This window comes from Pseudomonas sp. GW823-FHT02E01, assembly GCF_058797535.1.
In genome coordinates, this window is record NZ_JBXAJS010000010.1 from 101827 (window position 1) to 117451 (window position 15625).

At 59.4% G+C, this 15625-nt stretch carries 13 protein-coding genes; 5 read left to right on the top strand and 8 right to left on the bottom strand.

Going from position 1 to position 15625, the window contains the following annotated elements:
- Window positions 1-286 precede the first annotated feature (286 nt).
- The 7 genes from AC1RDQ_RS22845 to AC1RDQ_RS22875 form a co-directional block, all read right to left on the bottom strand.
- Window positions 287-1702, bottom strand: coding sequence for a sigma-54 interaction domain-containing protein (locus AC1RDQ_RS22845; RefSeq protein WP_492588204.1), 1416 nt, complete (start codon window positions 1700-1702; stop codon window positions 287-289).
- Window positions 1703-1856: 154 nt separating this feature from the next.
- A complete protein-coding gene (locus AC1RDQ_RS22850) occupies window positions 1857-3434 on the bottom strand; it encodes an ABC transporter ATP-binding protein (RefSeq protein WP_057714606.1) in 1578 nt (525 codons plus the stop codon).
- 13 nt (window positions 3435-3447) lie between these two features.
- Window positions 3448-4470 (bottom strand): ABC transporter permease, encoded by a 1023-nt coding sequence (locus AC1RDQ_RS22855; protein WP_154909245.1) that lies wholly within the window; start codon window positions 4468-4470, stop codon window positions 3448-3450.
- Window positions 4470-5531: a microcin C ABC transporter permease YejB gene (locus tag AC1RDQ_RS22860; RefSeq protein ID WP_090455614.1), complete on the bottom strand. Its 1062-nt coding sequence runs from the start codon at window positions 5529-5531 to the stop codon at window positions 4470-4472. The genes AC1RDQ_RS22855 and AC1RDQ_RS22860 overlap by 1 nt, the downstream gene beginning before the upstream one ends.
- Complete coding sequence (locus AC1RDQ_RS22865; RefSeq protein ID WP_492588205.1) at window positions 5531-7399, bottom strand: extracellular solute-binding protein; 1869 nt, start codon at window positions 7397-7399, stop codon at window positions 5531-5533. Before AC1RDQ_RS22865 ends, AC1RDQ_RS22860 begins: the two co-directional genes overlap by 1 nt.
- 134 nt (window positions 7400-7533) lie before the next feature.
- Complete coding sequence (locus AC1RDQ_RS22870) at window positions 7534-7815, bottom strand: peptidylprolyl isomerase (protein WP_008051985.1); 282 nt, start codon at window positions 7813-7815, stop codon at window positions 7534-7536.
- 106 nt (window positions 7816-7921) lie between these two features.
- Complete coding sequence (locus AC1RDQ_RS22875; protein WP_057716595.1) at window positions 7922-8803, bottom strand: esterase/lipase family protein; 882 nt, start codon at window positions 8801-8803, stop codon at window positions 7922-7924.
- Between the two features lie 335 nt (window positions 8804-9138).
- Here AC1RDQ_RS22875 and AC1RDQ_RS22880 point away from each other — a divergent pair, with 335 nt between their 5' ends.
- Window positions 9139-10203, top strand: coding sequence for a hypothetical protein (locus tag AC1RDQ_RS22880; RefSeq protein ID WP_492588207.1), 1065 nt, complete (start codon window positions 9139-9141; stop codon window positions 10201-10203).
- Between the two features lie 60 nt (window positions 10204-10263).
- Here AC1RDQ_RS22880 and AC1RDQ_RS22885 read toward each other — a convergent pair whose 3' ends face one another.
- Window positions 10264-11340 (bottom strand): 3-deoxy-7-phosphoheptulonate synthase, encoded by a 1077-nt coding sequence (locus AC1RDQ_RS22885; protein ID WP_492588208.1) that lies wholly within the window; start codon window positions 11338-11340, stop codon window positions 10264-10266.
- A 653-nt stretch (window positions 11341-11993) separates the two neighbouring features.
- On the opposite strand from AC1RDQ_RS22885, the gene AC1RDQ_RS22890 reads away from it, so the two are divergent.
- From AC1RDQ_RS22890 to pgsA, 4 genes are all read left to right on the top strand, one after another.
- Window positions 11994-12467, top strand: a complete 474-nt coding sequence (locus tag AC1RDQ_RS22890) for a GNAT family N-acetyltransferase (protein WP_492588274.1) — start codon at window positions 11994-11996, stop codon at window positions 12465-12467.
- Window positions 12468-12564: 97 nt separating this feature from the next.
- Window positions 12565-13206 (top strand): response regulator transcription factor GacA, encoded by a 642-nt coding sequence (gene gacA / locus AC1RDQ_RS22895; protein WP_032829778.1) that lies wholly within the window; start codon window positions 12565-12567, stop codon window positions 13204-13206.
- Between the two features lie 2 nt (window positions 13207-13208).
- Window positions 13209-15032 (top strand): excinuclease ABC subunit UvrC, encoded by a 1824-nt coding sequence (gene uvrC, locus AC1RDQ_RS22900; RefSeq protein WP_057714618.1) that lies wholly within the window; start codon window positions 13209-13211, stop codon window positions 15030-15032.
- Between the two features lie 32 nt (window positions 15033-15064).
- Window positions 15065-15625, top strand: coding sequence for a CDP-diacylglycerol--glycerol-3-phosphate 3-phosphatidyltransferase (gene pgsA, locus AC1RDQ_RS22905; RefSeq protein ID WP_057714620.1), 561 nt, complete (start codon window positions 15065-15067; stop codon window positions 15623-15625).

Sequence of the window (15625 nt, forward strand, 5' to 3'; positions counted from 1 at the left end):
GGTGTGTCTCCTGGGTTGTTATTTTTGTTGGGTGAAGCCTGGTGGGAGAGGCGTATAGCGAGTTTTGTGCCATCTTGTTAAGTTGTTGAAATATAAGGGTATATTTGATATGCGAGGGTTGAGTTCGGATGCGTTGTCTCTAATTCGAGACTTTTGGCGATGGTGCTGGCCTCATCGCGAGCAAGCTCGCTCCCGCAGGGGGACGGAGTAGTTCAGTAGAACGCGGTCTACTGTAGGAGCGAGCTTGCTCGCGATGGTTTGTCTAGCAATTGAGACTAATGTCTCTTTATTGAGACTCTGCAATTCCCAGTGCCGCCATTTTCTTGTACAGCGTCGACCGCCCAAGCCCCAGCCGTGCCGCTGCATCAGGCACCTTACCCCCGCATTGCGCGAGGGTGGTTTCGATCAATTGCCGATCAAATCGCTCCCGTGCCACACTGAACGTCTCGTGGGCAAGCGGTTCGATGGTCAAGGGCGCCACTCGTTCCACCGGTATGAATGTACCGATCGCCCCGCGGATGTCCGCCACCGTCAGGCGCAAATCATCACTGAGCAGCGCGGCCCGCTCCAGCACATTGCGCAGCTCCCGGATGTTCCCCGGCCAGGCGTGTTGCCCCAGCAGTTCCAGGGCTTCGTGGTGCAATTCATGCTGGCTGCGCAGTTCTTCGAGAATGGCCTCACTGAGCGCCGGCACGTCATCGAGGCGGTCACGCAGGGGCGGAACCTGGATCGGCAGCACGTTGAGCCGGTAGTACAAGTCGGCGCGGAATTCGCCGCGCTTGATCGCGGCTTCCAGGTCCGTAGAGGTCGCGGCGATCACCCGCACATCGCTCCGGATCACTTCGTTGGAGCCCACCGGCTCGAATTCCTTTTCCTGCAGTACACGCAGCAGTTTGCTTTGCAGGGGCAGCGGCATGTCGCCGATTTCGTCGAGGAACAGCGTGCCGCCCTGAGCGATCTGCAATTTGCCGGCGCGGCCCTTGCGGTCGGCACCGGTAAAAGCGCCGGGGGCGGTGCCGAAGAATTCGGCCTCCAGCAGCGATTCGGGAATCGCCGCGCTGTTGATACTGACAAACGCCTTGTGCGCGCGGGGCGAGGCATTGTGGATCGCCTGGGCCAGCAACTCCTTGCCGGTACCGGTCTCGCCGAGCAGCAATACCGGCGATTCGGTACTCGCACTGCGCCGGGCGCGGCGTTTGACTTCCAGGCTGGCGGCGCTGGTGCCGATGAAGTGGGCGAAGTTGTATCTGGTCTGCCGCGCCCGCAGCAGCGAGCGGGTGGAGGCCAGTTCTTCCTGCATGCTCATGTAGCGCTTGAGCATCGGCGACAGGCTACGCAACTCGTCGAACAGGGCGAAACCGATGGCGCCGATGACTACGCCGGCATCGTCGTGAATCGGCAGGCGCATGACCACCAGCGGTTCTTTGGAGGTGTCTTGCATATCCAGCAGAATCGGCCGGCCGGTGCGCACCACCTCACGCAGCAGGCTGCCGGGGATCACGCTTTCGCAGGGCTTGCCGATCGCGACTTCGGCCGATGGCAGGCCGAAGCGCCGGGCATAGCGCTCATTCATCCAGACGATGTTGGCATCGCGGTCGACAATCACCGTGCCCTCGCTTGATTGTTCGATGATTTCGAACAGCGAACGGATCGCCAGCAAGCGAACGCGCTGGTAGTCCTTGAGGCTTTCGGTGGTGTTCATGGACACTGATCCTGATTGTGTATTGCTTGTGGTGGCCTCATCGCGAGCAAGCTCGCTCCCACAGTTGATCTGTGTCGTTCACAAATCCCCTGTGGGAGCGAGCTTGCTCCGGGCGGCGTTCCGACGATGGCCGCGATGCGGTTTAACAGCCAGATTATGCCTGCCCCAACATCGCCGCCGCCAATAGCTCCTTGGTGTACGGATGCTGCGGTGAGTCAAACACCTCATGGCTGGCGCCGCGCTCCACCACTTTTCCGTCCTTGATCACGATCATGTCGTGGGCCAGGGCGCGCACCACTGCCAGGTCATGACTGATGAACAGATAGGTCAATCCGTATTTTTCCTGAAGCTGGCGGAGCAGGGCGACTACTTGTTTTTGCACCGTGCGGTCCAGCGCCGAGGTTGGTTCGTCGAGCAGGATCAGTGCCGGTTTCAGCACCAGCGCCCGGGCGATGGCGATACGTTGACGCTGCCCGCCAGAGAACTCGTGGGGATAGCGATGGCGACTTTGGGGGTCAAGGCCGACTTCGTTCAGTGCCCGGATCACTTCGGCATTGCACTCTTCAGTGCTCAACTGGCTGTGCACTTCCAGGCCTTCGCTGATGATCTGCGCAACCGACATCCGCGGGCTGAGGCTGCCGAAAGGGTCCTGGAACACCACCTGCATCTTCTTGCGCCACGGCCGTAGCTGTTTTTGCGTCAGGCCGTCCAGCGCCTGGCCTTGAAAGCGAATACCGCCTTCGGAGTCGAGCAAACGCAGGATCGCCTGGCCAAGGGTGGACTTTCCCGAACCGGACTCGCCGACGATGCCCAGGGTCTTGCCGCGTTGGATATTCAGGCTGATGCCATCCACTGCACGCAGCCAGGTCTTGCGCTGAAACAGGCCACCACCGACGGGAAACCGCACCTGCAGGTTGTCCACCTCCAGTACGTTTTCGCGCTCGTCCCGGGGCAAGGCTTCGCCCTCGGGTTCGGCGTGCAGCAGTATGCAGCTATAAGGGTGCCTGGGTTCGGTGAACAGGGTTTCGCACGGCGCCTGCTCGACGATTTCCCCGGCCTTCATCACGCACACGCGCTGGGCGATGCTGCGCACCAGATTGAGGTCATGGCTGATCAGTAGCAGCGACATGCCCAGCCGCTGTTGCAGGGATTTGAGCAGCAGCAGGATTTTGCGCTGCACCGTCACATCCAGCGCGGTGGTCGGTTCGTCGGCAATCAGCAGTTCCGGTTCACACGCCAGGGCCATGGCGATCATCACCCGCTGGCGCTGCCCGCCAGACAATTGATGGGGATAGGCCTTGAGGCGCTCTTCGGGTTTCTGGATGCCTACCAGATGCAACAATTCGAGGATCCGCGCTTGCGCCGCCTTGCCCGCCAGGCCTTTGTGCACCAGCAAGGTTTCACCGATCTGTTTTTCGATGCTGTGCAGCGGGTTGAGGGAGGTCATCGGCTCCTGGAAGATCATCGCGATGCGATTACCGCGCAGTTTGCGCAACTTGCCGGCATCGGCGCCCACCAGTTCCTGGCCGCGATAGCGGATGCTGCCTGTCGTCTCGGTATCGGTTTGCGGCAGCAGTTGCAGGATCGAGTGGGCCGTCACCGACTTGCCCGAGCCCGATTCGCCCACCAGCGCCAGGCATTCGCCGGGGCGGATGTCCAGGCACAGATTGCGCACCACGGTCTGGCCACTGAAGGCCACGCTGAGGTCACGGATTTCGATCAGGTTGGTCATATCAACATCCGCATCAAGATCGAGGGTCAAAAGCGTCGCGCAGTGCTTCGCCAATGAACACCAGTAAAGAAAGAATCAGCGCCAGGGTGAAGAACGCCGTCAGTCCCAGCCATGGCGCTTGCAGGTTTTGCTTGCCCTGACCGATCAGTTCACCCAGGGAAGCGCTGCCGGCAGGCATGCCGAAGCCGAGGAAGTCCAGCGCCGTCAGGGTGGAAATCGCCCCGGTCAGAATGAACGGCAAGTAGCTCAAGGTCGCGTTCATGGCGTTGGGCAGAATGTGCCGCACGATGACTTTGCGGTCGGTCAGGCCCAGAGCGCGCGCGGCCTTGACGTATTCCAGGTTGCGCCCGCGCAGGAACTCGGCGCGCACCACGTCCACCAGGGCCAGCCATGAAAACAGCGCCATGATTCCCAGCAGCCACCAGAAATTCGGCTCGACGAAGCCCGACAGGATGATCAGCAGGTACAGCACCGGCAACCCGGACCACACCTCCAGCAGACGCTGGCCGAGCAAATCCACCCAGCCGCCGTAATAGCCTTGCAGGGCTCCGGCCGCGATGCCGATCAGGGCACTGACAAAGGTCAGCATCAAGGCAAACAGGATCGACACCCGTGCCCCGAAGATCACCCGGGCCAGGACATCCCGTGCCTGGTCGTCGGTGCCCAGCCAATTGACGCTGGAGGGTGGGCTGGGGGCAGGCTTGTTCAGGTCGTAGTTGGGGGTGTCGTCACTGAACGGAATCGGTGGAAACAGCAACCAGCCGCCATCCTTCTTGATCAGTTTCTGCACGTAGTCGCTGCGGTAGTCGGCCTGGAACGGCAGTTGCCCGCCGAAGGCCTGTTCGGTGTGGCGCTTGAAGACCGGGAAGTACCACTGGCCCTGATAGCTGACCATCAGCGGTTTGTCGTTGGCGATCAGTTCGCCGCCCAGGGTCATCAGGAACAGGCCGACAAACAACCAGAGCGACCACCAGCCCCGACGGTTTTTCTTGAAGCGCTCGAAGCGGCGACGCGCCAGCGGTGAAAGCTTGAGCATCAGGCGTTCCTCGCGGCGAAGTCGATACGCGGGTCGACCAGGGTGTAGCAGAGGTCGCCGACCAGTTTTATCAGAAGGCCAAACAAGGTGAAGATGAACAGCGAGCCGAACACCACCGGATAGTCCCGGGAGACTGCCGCTTCGTAGCTCATGCGGCCGAGACCGTCGAGGGAGAAGATCACCTCGATCAGCAGGGAACCGGCAAAAAACACACTGATGAACGCCTGGGGAATGCCCGACACCACCAGTAACATGGCGTTGCGGAACACGTGCCCGTAGAGCACCCGTCGTTCACTCAAGCCCTTGGCCCTGGCGGTGACTACGTACTGGCGGGTGATTTCATTGAGGAACGAGTTCTTGGTCAGGATGGTCAGCGTGGCGAATCCGCCGATCACCAGGGCGGTCACGGGCAACACCAGATGCCAGAAGTAGTCGGCCACCTTGCCAAGGGTCGACAGCGATTCGAAGTTGTCCGAGACCAGCCCGCGGACCGGAAACCAGTTCAGCGAAGTGCCACCGGCAAAGATCACGATCAGGAACATCGCAAACAGGAACGCCGGCATGGCATAGCCAATGATGATCGCGGTACTGCTCCAGATGTCGAATTGGCTGCCATGGTGCACGGCCTTGCGGATGCCCAGGGGAATCGACACCAGGTAGGTGATCAGCGTCGCCCAGAGTCCGAGGGAAATGGTCACGGGCATTTTTTCGAGGATCAGGTCGGTGACGGTGGCGCCGCGGAAGAAACTTTTGCCGAAGTCCAGGCGCGCGTAGCTGGTGAGCATTAGCCAGAGGCGTTCGTGGGCCGGTTTGTCGAAGCCGTACTGTTTTTCAATGTCCTTGATCAACTGCGGGTCGAGCCCGCGACTGGCCCGTGATTTGCCGCTCATGGACTCGCCGGAACCGCCGCCAACCGCGGCGCCGCCAATGCCTTGCAGGTGCGCGATGGCCTGTTCGACCGGCCCGCCCGGCGCGGCCTGGACGATGACAAAGTTGACCAGGAGAATAATCACCAGCGTCGGAATGATCAGCAGCAGACGCCGCAATATGTAAGCCCACATCAGTGCGGCCCTCCGGGTTTGCCTCGGCTGATACGCTCGGCCGTCATCTGTTGGTTGGTCAATGGCGTGGTGCTCATCTCCCACCAACTCTCGATGGCTTCGTCATTACTCGCTTGCACGTTCGGGATGCCGAAGCGGTTCCACCACACCGTTGAGGTGCCCGGCGGGTAATAGTTGGGAATCCAGTAGTAATTCCATTGCAACACCCGGTCCAGGGCATGGGCGTAATGCAACATGTCAGCCTGGGTATTGGCGCGGATCAGCCCGGTGATCAGGGTGTCCACCGCCGGGTTCTTCAACACCATGTAGTTGTTGGAGCCAGGGTCGGTGGCCGCCTCCGAACCGAAGTAATTGACCAGTTCGCCCCCCGGAGAGGTGGTGACCGGGTAGCCTGTGACGATCATGTCGTAGTCGCGGCTCATCAGGCGATTGACGTACTGGGACGAGTCGATGCGGCGGATGTTCAGGTCGATGCCGATCTGTTTCAACGTGCGTTTATAGGGCAACAGCAGGCGGTCCATGCCGTTTTGACTGACCAGGAACGTGAAGCTCAGCGGTTCGCCGTGGGCATTGACCAGTTGGTCGCCATCGGGTTTCCAGCCGGCCTGTTCGAGCAAGTCCAGGGCCTGCAACTGCTTGTCACGAATCACGCCGCTGCCATCGGTCTTCGGCGCCTCGAACACCTGGGTGAAGACCTCGTCGGGAATCTGCCCGCGCAGCGGTTCGAGAATCGCCCGCTCACCGGCATCCGGCAGTTGCCGGGCCGCGAGATCGGTATTGGAAAAAAAGCTCTGCTGGCGGATGTACATGTCGCGCATCATCTGCCGGTTGCTCCACTCGAAGTCCCACAGCATCACCAGCGCCTGGCGCACGCGACGGTCCTGGAACAGGGGCTTTTGCAGATTGAACACAAAACCCTGGGCCGGTTGCGGCGCCTCTGTGGCGAGGTGGGCTTTTTGCAGGCGACCATCGCTCAGGGCCGGGCTTTCGTAGCCGATGGAGTAAGCGGTGGCGGAAAATTCCCGGTTGTAGTCATAGGCGCCCCCGCGCAGGACCTGGCGCGCCACGTCGGTATCGCCGAAGTATTCGATGCTGAAATGATCGAAGTTGTACAGGCCACGGCTGACCGGCAGATCCTTGCCCCACCAGTCGGGATTGCGTTCGAACGTGATGCTGCGCCCCGAATCGATCTTGCCGACTTTATAGGGGCCGCTGCCCAACGGCGCTTCATAGCCGCCGCCACCGGCGAAATCGCGGCTCTTCCACCAGTGTTCGGGAAACACCGGCAAGGTTGCGATATCGAGGGGCAGGGTGCGATTTTCGTTGTTCTTGAAATCAAAGCGGATGGTCAGTGGCGATTCCACTTCGACGCTTTTGACATCGGCGAATTGGGTTCGGTAGCGCAGGCTGCCCTGGGTCATCAGCAGGTCGAAGGTGTAGCGCACGTCTTGGGCGGTAATCGGTTTGCCATCGGCAAAACGCGCTTTGGGGTTGAGGTAAAAGCGCAGGGACAGGCCGTCCTCTGAGCGCTCCATCTTCTCAGCCACCAGACCGTAAACGGTATAAGGTTCGTCCAGCGAGCGTTGGGCCAGTGGCGAGTAGATCAAGCCGTCAATCTGTGTAACGCCGATGCCTTTGTCGATGTAAGGCAAAACATGATCGAACTGACCGATTTCGATCGCCGAGCGCCGCATCGTGCCACCCTTGGGGGCCTGCGGGTTGGTGTAGGCGAAATGACTGAAGCCGGGAGGGTATTTCGCCGGTTCGCCGTACACGGTCATTGCCGGTTGCGGTGCCGCATGCACGCCCCAGGCACCCATCAGCAGGGCCACGGCCGTGAACAGCAAATTAGGGAAAGCCAGTCGCATTGTCAGCCTTAGAGCCGGAGGTCGTTAACGACAATTTGTACGCTAGCGGCGCGTCCCTCGCCAGCCGTATTGCACGTTGAAAACACAACGGCCCACCAATAGGCGGGCCGTTGTGTGAATAGCTCAGGCGTCGATCAGTCCTGACGGCTGGTCACTTCCAGCAGGTGGAAACCGAACTGGGTCTTGACCGGGCCCTGGACCACGTTGAGCGGTGCGCTGAAGACCACGGTGTCGAATTCCTTGACCATCTGGCCCGGACCGAACGAACCCAGGTCACCGCCCTGGCGGCTGGAAGGGCAGGTGGAGTTTGCCTTGGCAACTTCGGCGAAATCGGCGCCAGCCTCGATTTGGGCCTTGAGTTCGTTGCACTTGGCTTCGGAGGCAACAAGGATGTGACGGGCAGTGGCTTTAGCCATGGGAAAATACTCCTTTCAATACTCGATAAAGTGCTGAGCCTACCGGATTCAGTGAGCTATTTCTCCTCAAAGTTCCGTTCCACGCAGGATCCGCGGCAGTCGCACCTCAAAGGCCGGCGTCCCTCAAGCGCCTGGCGTGCTGGACATACAGTTCAATCGGGTTGACACCTTTACGCAGTTGACCGGCCGGCTGGCCAATGGTGTCCAGATGATCCAGTGAATAGTCGGACCGGATAACCGTTCCCAGATGGGAGCTGAAACGACCGACCAAACCGTCGTTCTGCTCGCTTTCCGTGACGAAATAACCGGAAAGGGCTCGACAGAAGACGTTGAACGGATCGAGCGCATAAAGCCCTTCTTGGAGCGCATTCGGCGGCAGCACGCCGCTCCACGAGTAGTAATGAACACCGTTGACCCGTTCGCACCCCTTGCCACCCCAGGTGGCAGGCAGTCCTTGTGGGTATTTGTCGTTGAATGCGCCTACGCCTTCGGTGGTCAGCGCGTTGAGGGCGGCAATGGCGTTCCGCGGTAGATACTGATTGTCGCTTAATGCCGCGAGGAAGTCGGCGAACAGGGTCACCACTGTCTCGGCCACATGTTCCGGCAGGCAGCCCGGTGTCAATGCCTTGCGCAGGAAGTCGGCCAGTTCCGAACCATGGTTCGGCCCGCTGACAGAGGTGACCGATGCCACGCTGTGTGGCGCAATCGCCGCGGCATAACGTGCGGTCAGTGCGCCCTGGCTATGACCTATGAGGTTGACTTTGTGTGCACCGGTTCCTTCCAGTACCCGCTCGATCTGTGCGAGCAATTGGTCTCCGCGTACCTCGTTGTCATGGATGGCCGACAAGTGGGGAACGAACACCCTGGCTCCGGCGTTCCTCAGCGCCTGCCTGATGTCGTGAAAGAGCTCGAACTTGCCGATTCTTTCGAAGCCGAAAAGGCCGTGGACCAGCAGTATTGGGTAACAAGTGCTTGCATTCCTTTGCATGTTCATACCTTTACGCAGAAGTTCATTGGGGCTGCATGGCGCTTCACTCTAAAACACTCGAGGTTGGCGCGATGTATGAAAAGTCCGGCGAAACTTGCGGAAAACGGAATAGAACAAGTGCGAATACCCAAGAGTGGCTGAAGCCTTGGTCGGAATCCTTTGAGGACTTTTCGCGGCAATCAGCTTGCTGCTGATCAAAGACCTACTTTGCGTGTATCGACTTTCCGAGCGGGTCAGCGTTTGAGGCCGACATCGCGATTGTTTGCCATGGGGTTAAATAGCCGTCCAGAGCCGGCCACCTGTCCGGTGTCTATTCCAGGGAATGGAGCGAATGAATGACTGCTTATGAACCCGATACCTTGAATCTCGTGCAGCAACCATTACCACCTCCCATGCTGGAGCAGGCGCAAAACGGTGTTCTGAATCCTTCTGACAAAAAAGCCGTCATCAGGGTCCAGCCGTATCCAGGCATGACCTGCGGCGACAAATTACTATTGAGTTGGGCGGGGCTGGATGCCGATGGCCTCGCCTGCAAGCATCAGGTGGCGCGTTTTGTCAGTGAGGAAAGGGTCGGCGAGGACATCATCTTTGCCGTAGGTGGTGCACATATCGCGGCGCTTGAGGGTGGCTCACTGGAAATCGGTTACTCACTCACGAGCACTCGATTTTCCGAGCCCGTGCATTCCCATCGTCTGCAGCTGAGTGTCGGTGACGTGCAATGCAACCTGTTGCCCGCGACGGTGAACGATGCGGTGGGTAGAACGCTTGATCCGGATCGGGTGAAAGAAGGGGCGATCGTTACGATCAAACCCTATGCGCGCATGGCGGCGGGCGACTGGGTGTTGCTGACCTGGGCGGGCGTTTCGGTCGACTCAAGTTTCAGTGATGCACTCAAGGTCGAGTCCTTCGCGGTGGGGGACGAACTGTCGTTTTGGGTCAGTCCGGAGTGCATTACGCGGAATCTGGGCTCCTCAGTGTCCGTCGATTATTGCGTCAAGCAATCAGGGCAGGGGCCCCGTTATTCTGAAGTAACGGCACTGATGATTGGCATCCTGGAGCGCCGACCACTGCAAGCACCCACTGTGCTGGAAGCCGACGAAGGTTGGGTGGACCTGCATGATGCGCAGGATGGCGTGACCGTCGTCATCGAGAACGCCAGCGCTGAAAAAGGAGAACGGATTTACCTGGAGTGCGACGGGGAGAAACTCAATCACCATGACGACCGCGAAATAACCAGGGACACCGCTGGCGAGCCGTTGGTGTTCATCGTTCTCTACCCGTTCTGGAGGGAACATCGAGATTCGGCGATCCGTGTTTCCTATTCAGTCGAGCGCCTTGACGGCACCCGACAGCAATCGGGGGTGACGCTGGTTCAAGTGCAGTCCCTGATGGGACATTGATTGCCATTTGCCCTCCAGTCTTTCCATGAAGACCGGAGGGCAGACGGATGATGTCGATTATCAGGCGTTGTTTGACGCTCGCAGCCGATCTGCCGCTTCAAGCAACAACTGTTCTGTCCCGGCCCAACCAAGGCAACCATCGGTCACCGACACACCGTATTTCAATGACGAACTCAATGGCTGGCAGCCTTCGAACAAATGGCTCTCGATCATCATGCCGATCAGCGAACGATCGCCTTGCAGGCGTTGTTCAAGTACATCGTTGAAAACGGCTGGCTGGCGCAACGGGTCTTTGCCGCTGTTGGCATGACTGCAATCGACCATGATTCGAGCCGGAATCCTGAGCCTGGTGAGGTCGCTATTCACCTGGGCGATGCTGGCGCTGTCGTAGTTCGGGCCGCGATGGCCGCCGCGCAGTACCAGGTGCGTGTCCGCATTACCCGGGGTTTGAATGATTGCCGGATGTCCCTGGCTATCGACACCGAAATGGCGATGGGGATGGGCGGCGGAACGCATGGCGTCGCTGGCGACGCCAACACCGCCGTCCGTCCCGTTCTTGAACCCTACAGGCATGCCCAGGCCGCTGGCCATTTCCCGATGGATCTGCGACTCCGTGGTCCGGGCGCCAATTGCGACCCAGCTCAACAGATCATCGAAGTAGCCGGCCGCCATCGGTTGCAGCAGTTCAGTGGCAACGGGCAGGCCCAGGCGGAGCATTTCGCGCATCAACTCGCGGGACAGCGTCAGGCCGGCGGCCATGTCATCGCTGCCATCGAGGTGCGGGTCGTAGGCCAGGCCTTTCCAGCCAACCGTGGTACGGGGTTTTTCGACGTAGGCACGCATCACCAGCAGCATTTCGTCGCTGACTTCGGCGGCGAGGCGGGCAAGGTTGCCAGCGTATTCGAGGGCTGATTCGGGATCGTGTATCGAGCAGGGGCCGACGATGACCAGCAGGCGGGAATCCTCACCGTTGAGGATCGCGCGAACCGCCTGGCGGTGGGCGGTGACTTGCCGGGTCAGGGCGTTGCCGAGGGGCAATTGCTGTTTGAGTTGCAATGAGCTGGGCAGCCGCAGGGTCAGCGCTTCATTGGCAGGGCTCAAGGTGGACAGCGGCAGTGCAGAGACGGACGAGTTCATATTCAAGGCTTCCTGGGCTGGTGGCGGGTTCGTGCCCGCGCGCTCGGCCCTACTGGGGTGTTCGACAATTGGCCGGATTGGCTGTGTGTGTGTGCTTGCCACCTGTGGGTGACCGATCGGAGGCGGCAGGCTGTCCCGAGCGGAGGGTGGTAAATCGCCAGGCGGTAAAACTGTCGTAACGGTAATAAGTGGCGTAGTTCATGTTCTTAATCCTCTGAATGTCTGGTGTGTCGCTAAAAGTGTTGGGGCCGAAAAAACAAAACCCCCGGTCGGGAGGCCGACCGGGGGTTGAGAATTCTCTGGTGGCGACCCGTTTAAAGTGGGCGCCGTGTGGGTATCAGGCGCGCCAGTGGCTAAACCAATACCCAAAATAAAAGCTGACCGGAGCACAACCGTCGTTCACCCGGGCAGCCGCAACCGAGCGCGGGGCGCTGGCGGTACCAAGCTGTAAGAGGGCGTTGAACATGGTCTGTCTCCGATGGATGGGTCGAGCTTACTAGAGGCCGATACGCAGATTCAATCAGAAAATGCTATCGGCCAACGACGTCCCTTTCTATCGCTTGAGTACCCCGAAGGTTGTGACACACTCTGCGCTTCAATAAAAAACATATCGTCACAAGGACGCACCTGACCCTCGCCGTGGAGCTGGAATGATGGAATGCCAATGGCGTCCGGCAACACCGGATGACCTGGAATTTGCCCGCGAACTGACCTGTAGAGGCATGCTGCGTTACTACATTGAGCATGACCTGTTGTGGCTGGACGAAGCGTTTGACGTGGCCTGGGCCGGGCGGGACAACCGCTTGATTGCATGGGGCGACAAAGTGCTGGGTTATGTCAGCCTGAGCCGTGATGCCAGGGCCTTGTATATCCGCGAATTGCATATCGTCGAAGCGTTTCGTGGGCGGGGCGCTGGATCCTGGGCGATCGATCAGGTGCTGGTTCTGGCGCGCCAGGAACGGCGCCCGGCGTTGCGCCTGACGGTTTTCGAAAACAACCCGGCGCAAGCGTTGTACGAGCGTAAGGGATTGAGGGTGGTGGGCAAGGACGAATGTTTCCTGAGGATGCAGCTGGATATCCCCGGCCTGGATCGCTGCAACACGCTTGCGACAAGCCTTTCAAGATGAATTGAAACTTTTAATCTGACGCTTTCCGCTAGGTCTGCCAGATGCTTTTTGCTAAGGTGTCTGACAACCCAATAAGACCAAATCGCGAGGTGTCTGCTTGATTAGGGTGCTAGTAGTCGATGACCATGATCTCGTTCGTACAGGCATTACACGAATGCTGGCTGACATCGATGGCCTGCAAGTAGTCGGCCAGGCCGAGTCGGGTGAGGAATCCCTGATCAAGGCGCGCGAGCTGAAACCCGATGTGGTGTTGATGGACGTCAAGATGCCGGGTATCGGCGGTCTTGAAGCCACTCGAAAATTATTGCGCAGTCATCCGGATATCAAGGTCGTCGCGGTGACCGTGTGTGAAGAGGACCCGTTTCCTACGCGGCTGTTGCAGGCCGGTGCGGCAGGTTACCTGACCAAGGGGGCAGGTTTGCCGGAAATGGTCCAGGCCATTCGCCTGGTATTTGCCGGGCAACGCTACATCAGTCCGCAAATTGCCCAGCAATTGGCGATCAAGTCCTTCCAGCCGACCAACGATTCGCCTTTCGATGCCTTGTCGGAGCGGGAAATCCAGATCGCGCTGATGATCGTCGGCTGCCAGAAAGTACAGATCATTTCCGATAAACTGTGCCTGTCCCCGAAAACCGTGAACACCTACCGTTACCGCATCTTCGAAAAGCTTTCGATCAGCAGTGATGTCGAGTTGACGCTGTTGGCGGTTCGTCATGGCATGGTCGACGCCAGCCTCTGAAAATGAACGACACCTTTGATCCGAGCGCCTTTCTGTCGACCGTTAGCGGGCGCCCCGGTGTGTACCGCATGTTCGACAGCGAAGCGCGGTTGCTCTACGTCGGCAAGGCGAAGAACCTCAAGAATCGCCTGTCGAGCTACTTTCGCAAGACCGGGCTTGCCCCCAAGACCGCCGCGCTGGTGGCGCGTATCGCCCAGGTCGAGACGACGATCACCGCCAACGAAACCGAAGCCTTGCTGCTTGAGCAGACGCTGATCAAGGAATGGCGCCCGCCCTATAACATCCTGCTGCGCGACGATAAATCCTACCCCTACGTCTTTCTCTCCGACGGAGAGTTTCCGCGCCTGAGCATTCATCGCGGCGCGAAAAAGGCCAAGGGCAAGTATTTCGGGCCTTATCCGAGTGCCGGCGCGATCCGCGAAAGCCTGAGCCTGCTGCAAAAGACGTTTTTCGTTCGGCAATGCGAAGACAGTTATTACAAGAACCGCACGCGCCCTTGCCTGCAATACCAGATCAAACGCTGCAAGGCGCCCTGTGTCGGACTGGTGGAGCCGCAGGTGTACGCCGAGGATGTCCGCCATTCGGTGATGTTTCTTGAAGGGCGCAGCAATGCACTGACAGACGAGTTGTCCGCCGGGATGGAAGAGGCGGCGATCAATCTCGAATTCGAACGAGCAGCCGAGTTGCGGGACCAGATTGCGTTACTGCGCCGGGTCCAGGATCAACAGAGCATGGAGGGCGGGACCGGCGACGTCGATGTGATTGCCGCCTTCGTCAACCCGGGCGGCGCCTGTGTTCACTTGATCAGCGTGCGGGGCGGGCGGGTACTGGGAAGCAAGAACTTTTTCCCTCAAGTCGGTATTGAAGAAGACGTTTCCGAAGTCATGGCCGCATTTCTAGGCCAGTACTTCATCAGCAGTCCTGAACGCGACTTGCCAAGCGAACTGATCGTCAATGTGGTCCACGATGACTTTCCCACGCTGATCGCCGCCATCGACGAGTTGCGCGGTCGTGAACTGACCATCAGCCATCGCGTGCGGGGCACGCGGGCGCGCTGGCAGCAATTGGCGGTGACCAATGCCGAGCAGGCACTGAGTGCGCGCCTGGCGAATCGTCAGCACATTACGGCGCGCTTCGATGCACTGGCCGAGGTGCTGAAGCTGGATGAACCTCCACAGCGCCTTGAGTGCTACGACATCAGTCACTCCAGCGGCGAGGCGACGGTGGCGTCCTGCGTGGTCTTCGGTCCCGAAGGTCCGATCAAGGCCGATTACCGCCGGTACAACATTGAGGGCGTTACGGCCGGCGATGATTACGCGGCGATGCATCAGGCGCTGACCCGACGCTTCAGCAAACTGAAGGACGGGGAGGGCAAGCTGCCGGATATCCTGCTGGTGGACGGCGGTAAAGGTCAGTTGTCCATGGCCCGTGACGTGCTCGATGAGCTGGCCGTGCCTGACCTGATTCTGCTGGGCGTGGCAAAAGGTGCGACGCGCAAGGCCGGTTTCGAAACCCTGTACCTGAACGACGCCGCACATGAGTTCACCTTGCGCGGGGATTCACCCGCGCTGCACCTGATCCAGCAGATTCGCGACGAAGCCCACCGGTTTGCCATTACCGGGCACCGCGCCCGACGTGGAAAAACCCGTCGGACGTCTACACTGGAAGGCGTCGCTGGCGTCGGACCCACACGTCGGCGTGATTTGTTGAAACATTTTGGTGGATTGCAGGAGCTGTCTCGTGCAAGCATCGAAGAAATTGCCAAAGCCCCCGGGATCAGTAAAAAGCTCGCAGAGTTGATTTATGCAAATCTGCACAGCGAGTAGAATGCCCCCTCACCTCGTAGCCAGTTGTGCCGATGAATATCCCTAATCTGATTACCGTTCTACGCGTTCTGCTCATACCGATCTTCATTTTGCTGTTCTACCTGCCTTACCAGTGGAGCTACATGGCCTCCGCTTCGGTCTTCGCATTCGCTGCCGCGACCGACTGGCTGGACGGATACCTGGCCCGCCGGCTGGAACAAAGCACACCGTTCGGGGCTTTCCTCGATCCGGTTGCCGACAAGCTGATGGTTGCGGTTGCATTGGTCCTGTTGGTGCAGGAACACGGAAACCTGTGGCTCACGCTGCCGGCTGCCGTGATCATCGGTCGCGAGATTGTCGTCTCGGCACTGCGCGAGTGGATGGCCGAACTGGGCGCTCGTGCCCACGTCGCCGTATCGAACCTGGGCAAATGGAAAACCGCCGCGCAAATGTTGGCGCTGGTGATCCTGCTGGCCAATTCCAAGGATTTCAGTTTCTGGGTCTTGCTGGGCTACACCTTGCTGATGGTGTCGGCTGGCCTGACTTTGTGGTCGATGGTCCAGTACCTGCGGGCTGCCTGGCCACATCTGAAGACCGACGTTGAAAAGAAATAA

What these genes read in the sequence shown, in the direction of transcription:
- AC1RDQ_RS22845 (WP_492588204.1), bottom strand. Translation starts at nt 1,702, where the DNA reads ATGAACACCACCGAAAGCCTCAAGGACTACCAGCGCGTTCGCTTGCTG.
- AC1RDQ_RS22850 (WP_057714606.1), bottom strand. Translation starts at nt 3,434, where the DNA reads ATGACCAACCTGATCGAAATCCGTGACCTCAGCGTGGCCTTCAGTGGC.
- AC1RDQ_RS22855 (WP_154909245.1), bottom strand. Translation starts at nt 4,470, where the DNA reads ATGCTCAAGCTTTCACCGCTGGCGCGTCGCCGCTTCGAGCGCTTCAAG.
- AC1RDQ_RS22860 (WP_090455614.1), bottom strand. Translation starts at nt 5,531, where the DNA reads ATGTGGGCTTACATATTGCGGCGTCTGCTGCTGATCATTCCGACGCTG.
- AC1RDQ_RS22865 (WP_492588205.1), bottom strand. Translation starts at nt 7,399, where the DNA reads ATGCGACTGGCTTTCCCTAATTTGCTGTTCACGGCCGTGGCCCTGCTG.
- AC1RDQ_RS22870 (WP_008051985.1), bottom strand. Translation starts at nt 7,815, where the DNA reads ATGGCTAAAGCCACTGCCCGTCACATCCTTGTTGCCTCCGAAGCCAAG.
- AC1RDQ_RS22875 (WP_057716595.1), bottom strand. Translation starts at nt 8,803, where the DNA reads ATGCAAAGGAATGCAAGCACTTGTTACCCAATACTGCTGGTCCACGGC.
- AC1RDQ_RS22880 (WP_492588207.1), top strand. Translation starts at nt 9,139, where the DNA reads ATGACTGCTTATGAACCCGATACCTTGAATCTCGTGCAGCAACCATTA.
- AC1RDQ_RS22885 (WP_492588208.1), bottom strand. Translation starts at nt 11,340, where the DNA reads ATGAACTCGTCCGTCTCTGCACTGCCGCTGTCCACCTTGAGCCCTGCC.
- AC1RDQ_RS22890 (WP_492588274.1), top strand. Translation starts at nt 11,994, where the DNA reads ATGGAATGCCAATGGCGTCCGGCAACACCGGATGACCTGGAATTTGCC.
- uvrC (WP_057714618.1), top strand. Translation starts at nt 13,209, where the DNA reads ATGAACGACACCTTTGATCCGAGCGCCTTTCTGTCGACCGTTAGCGGG.
- pgsA (WP_057714620.1), top strand. Translation starts at nt 15,065, where the DNA reads ATGAATATCCCTAATCTGATTACCGTTCTACGCGTTCTGCTCATACCG.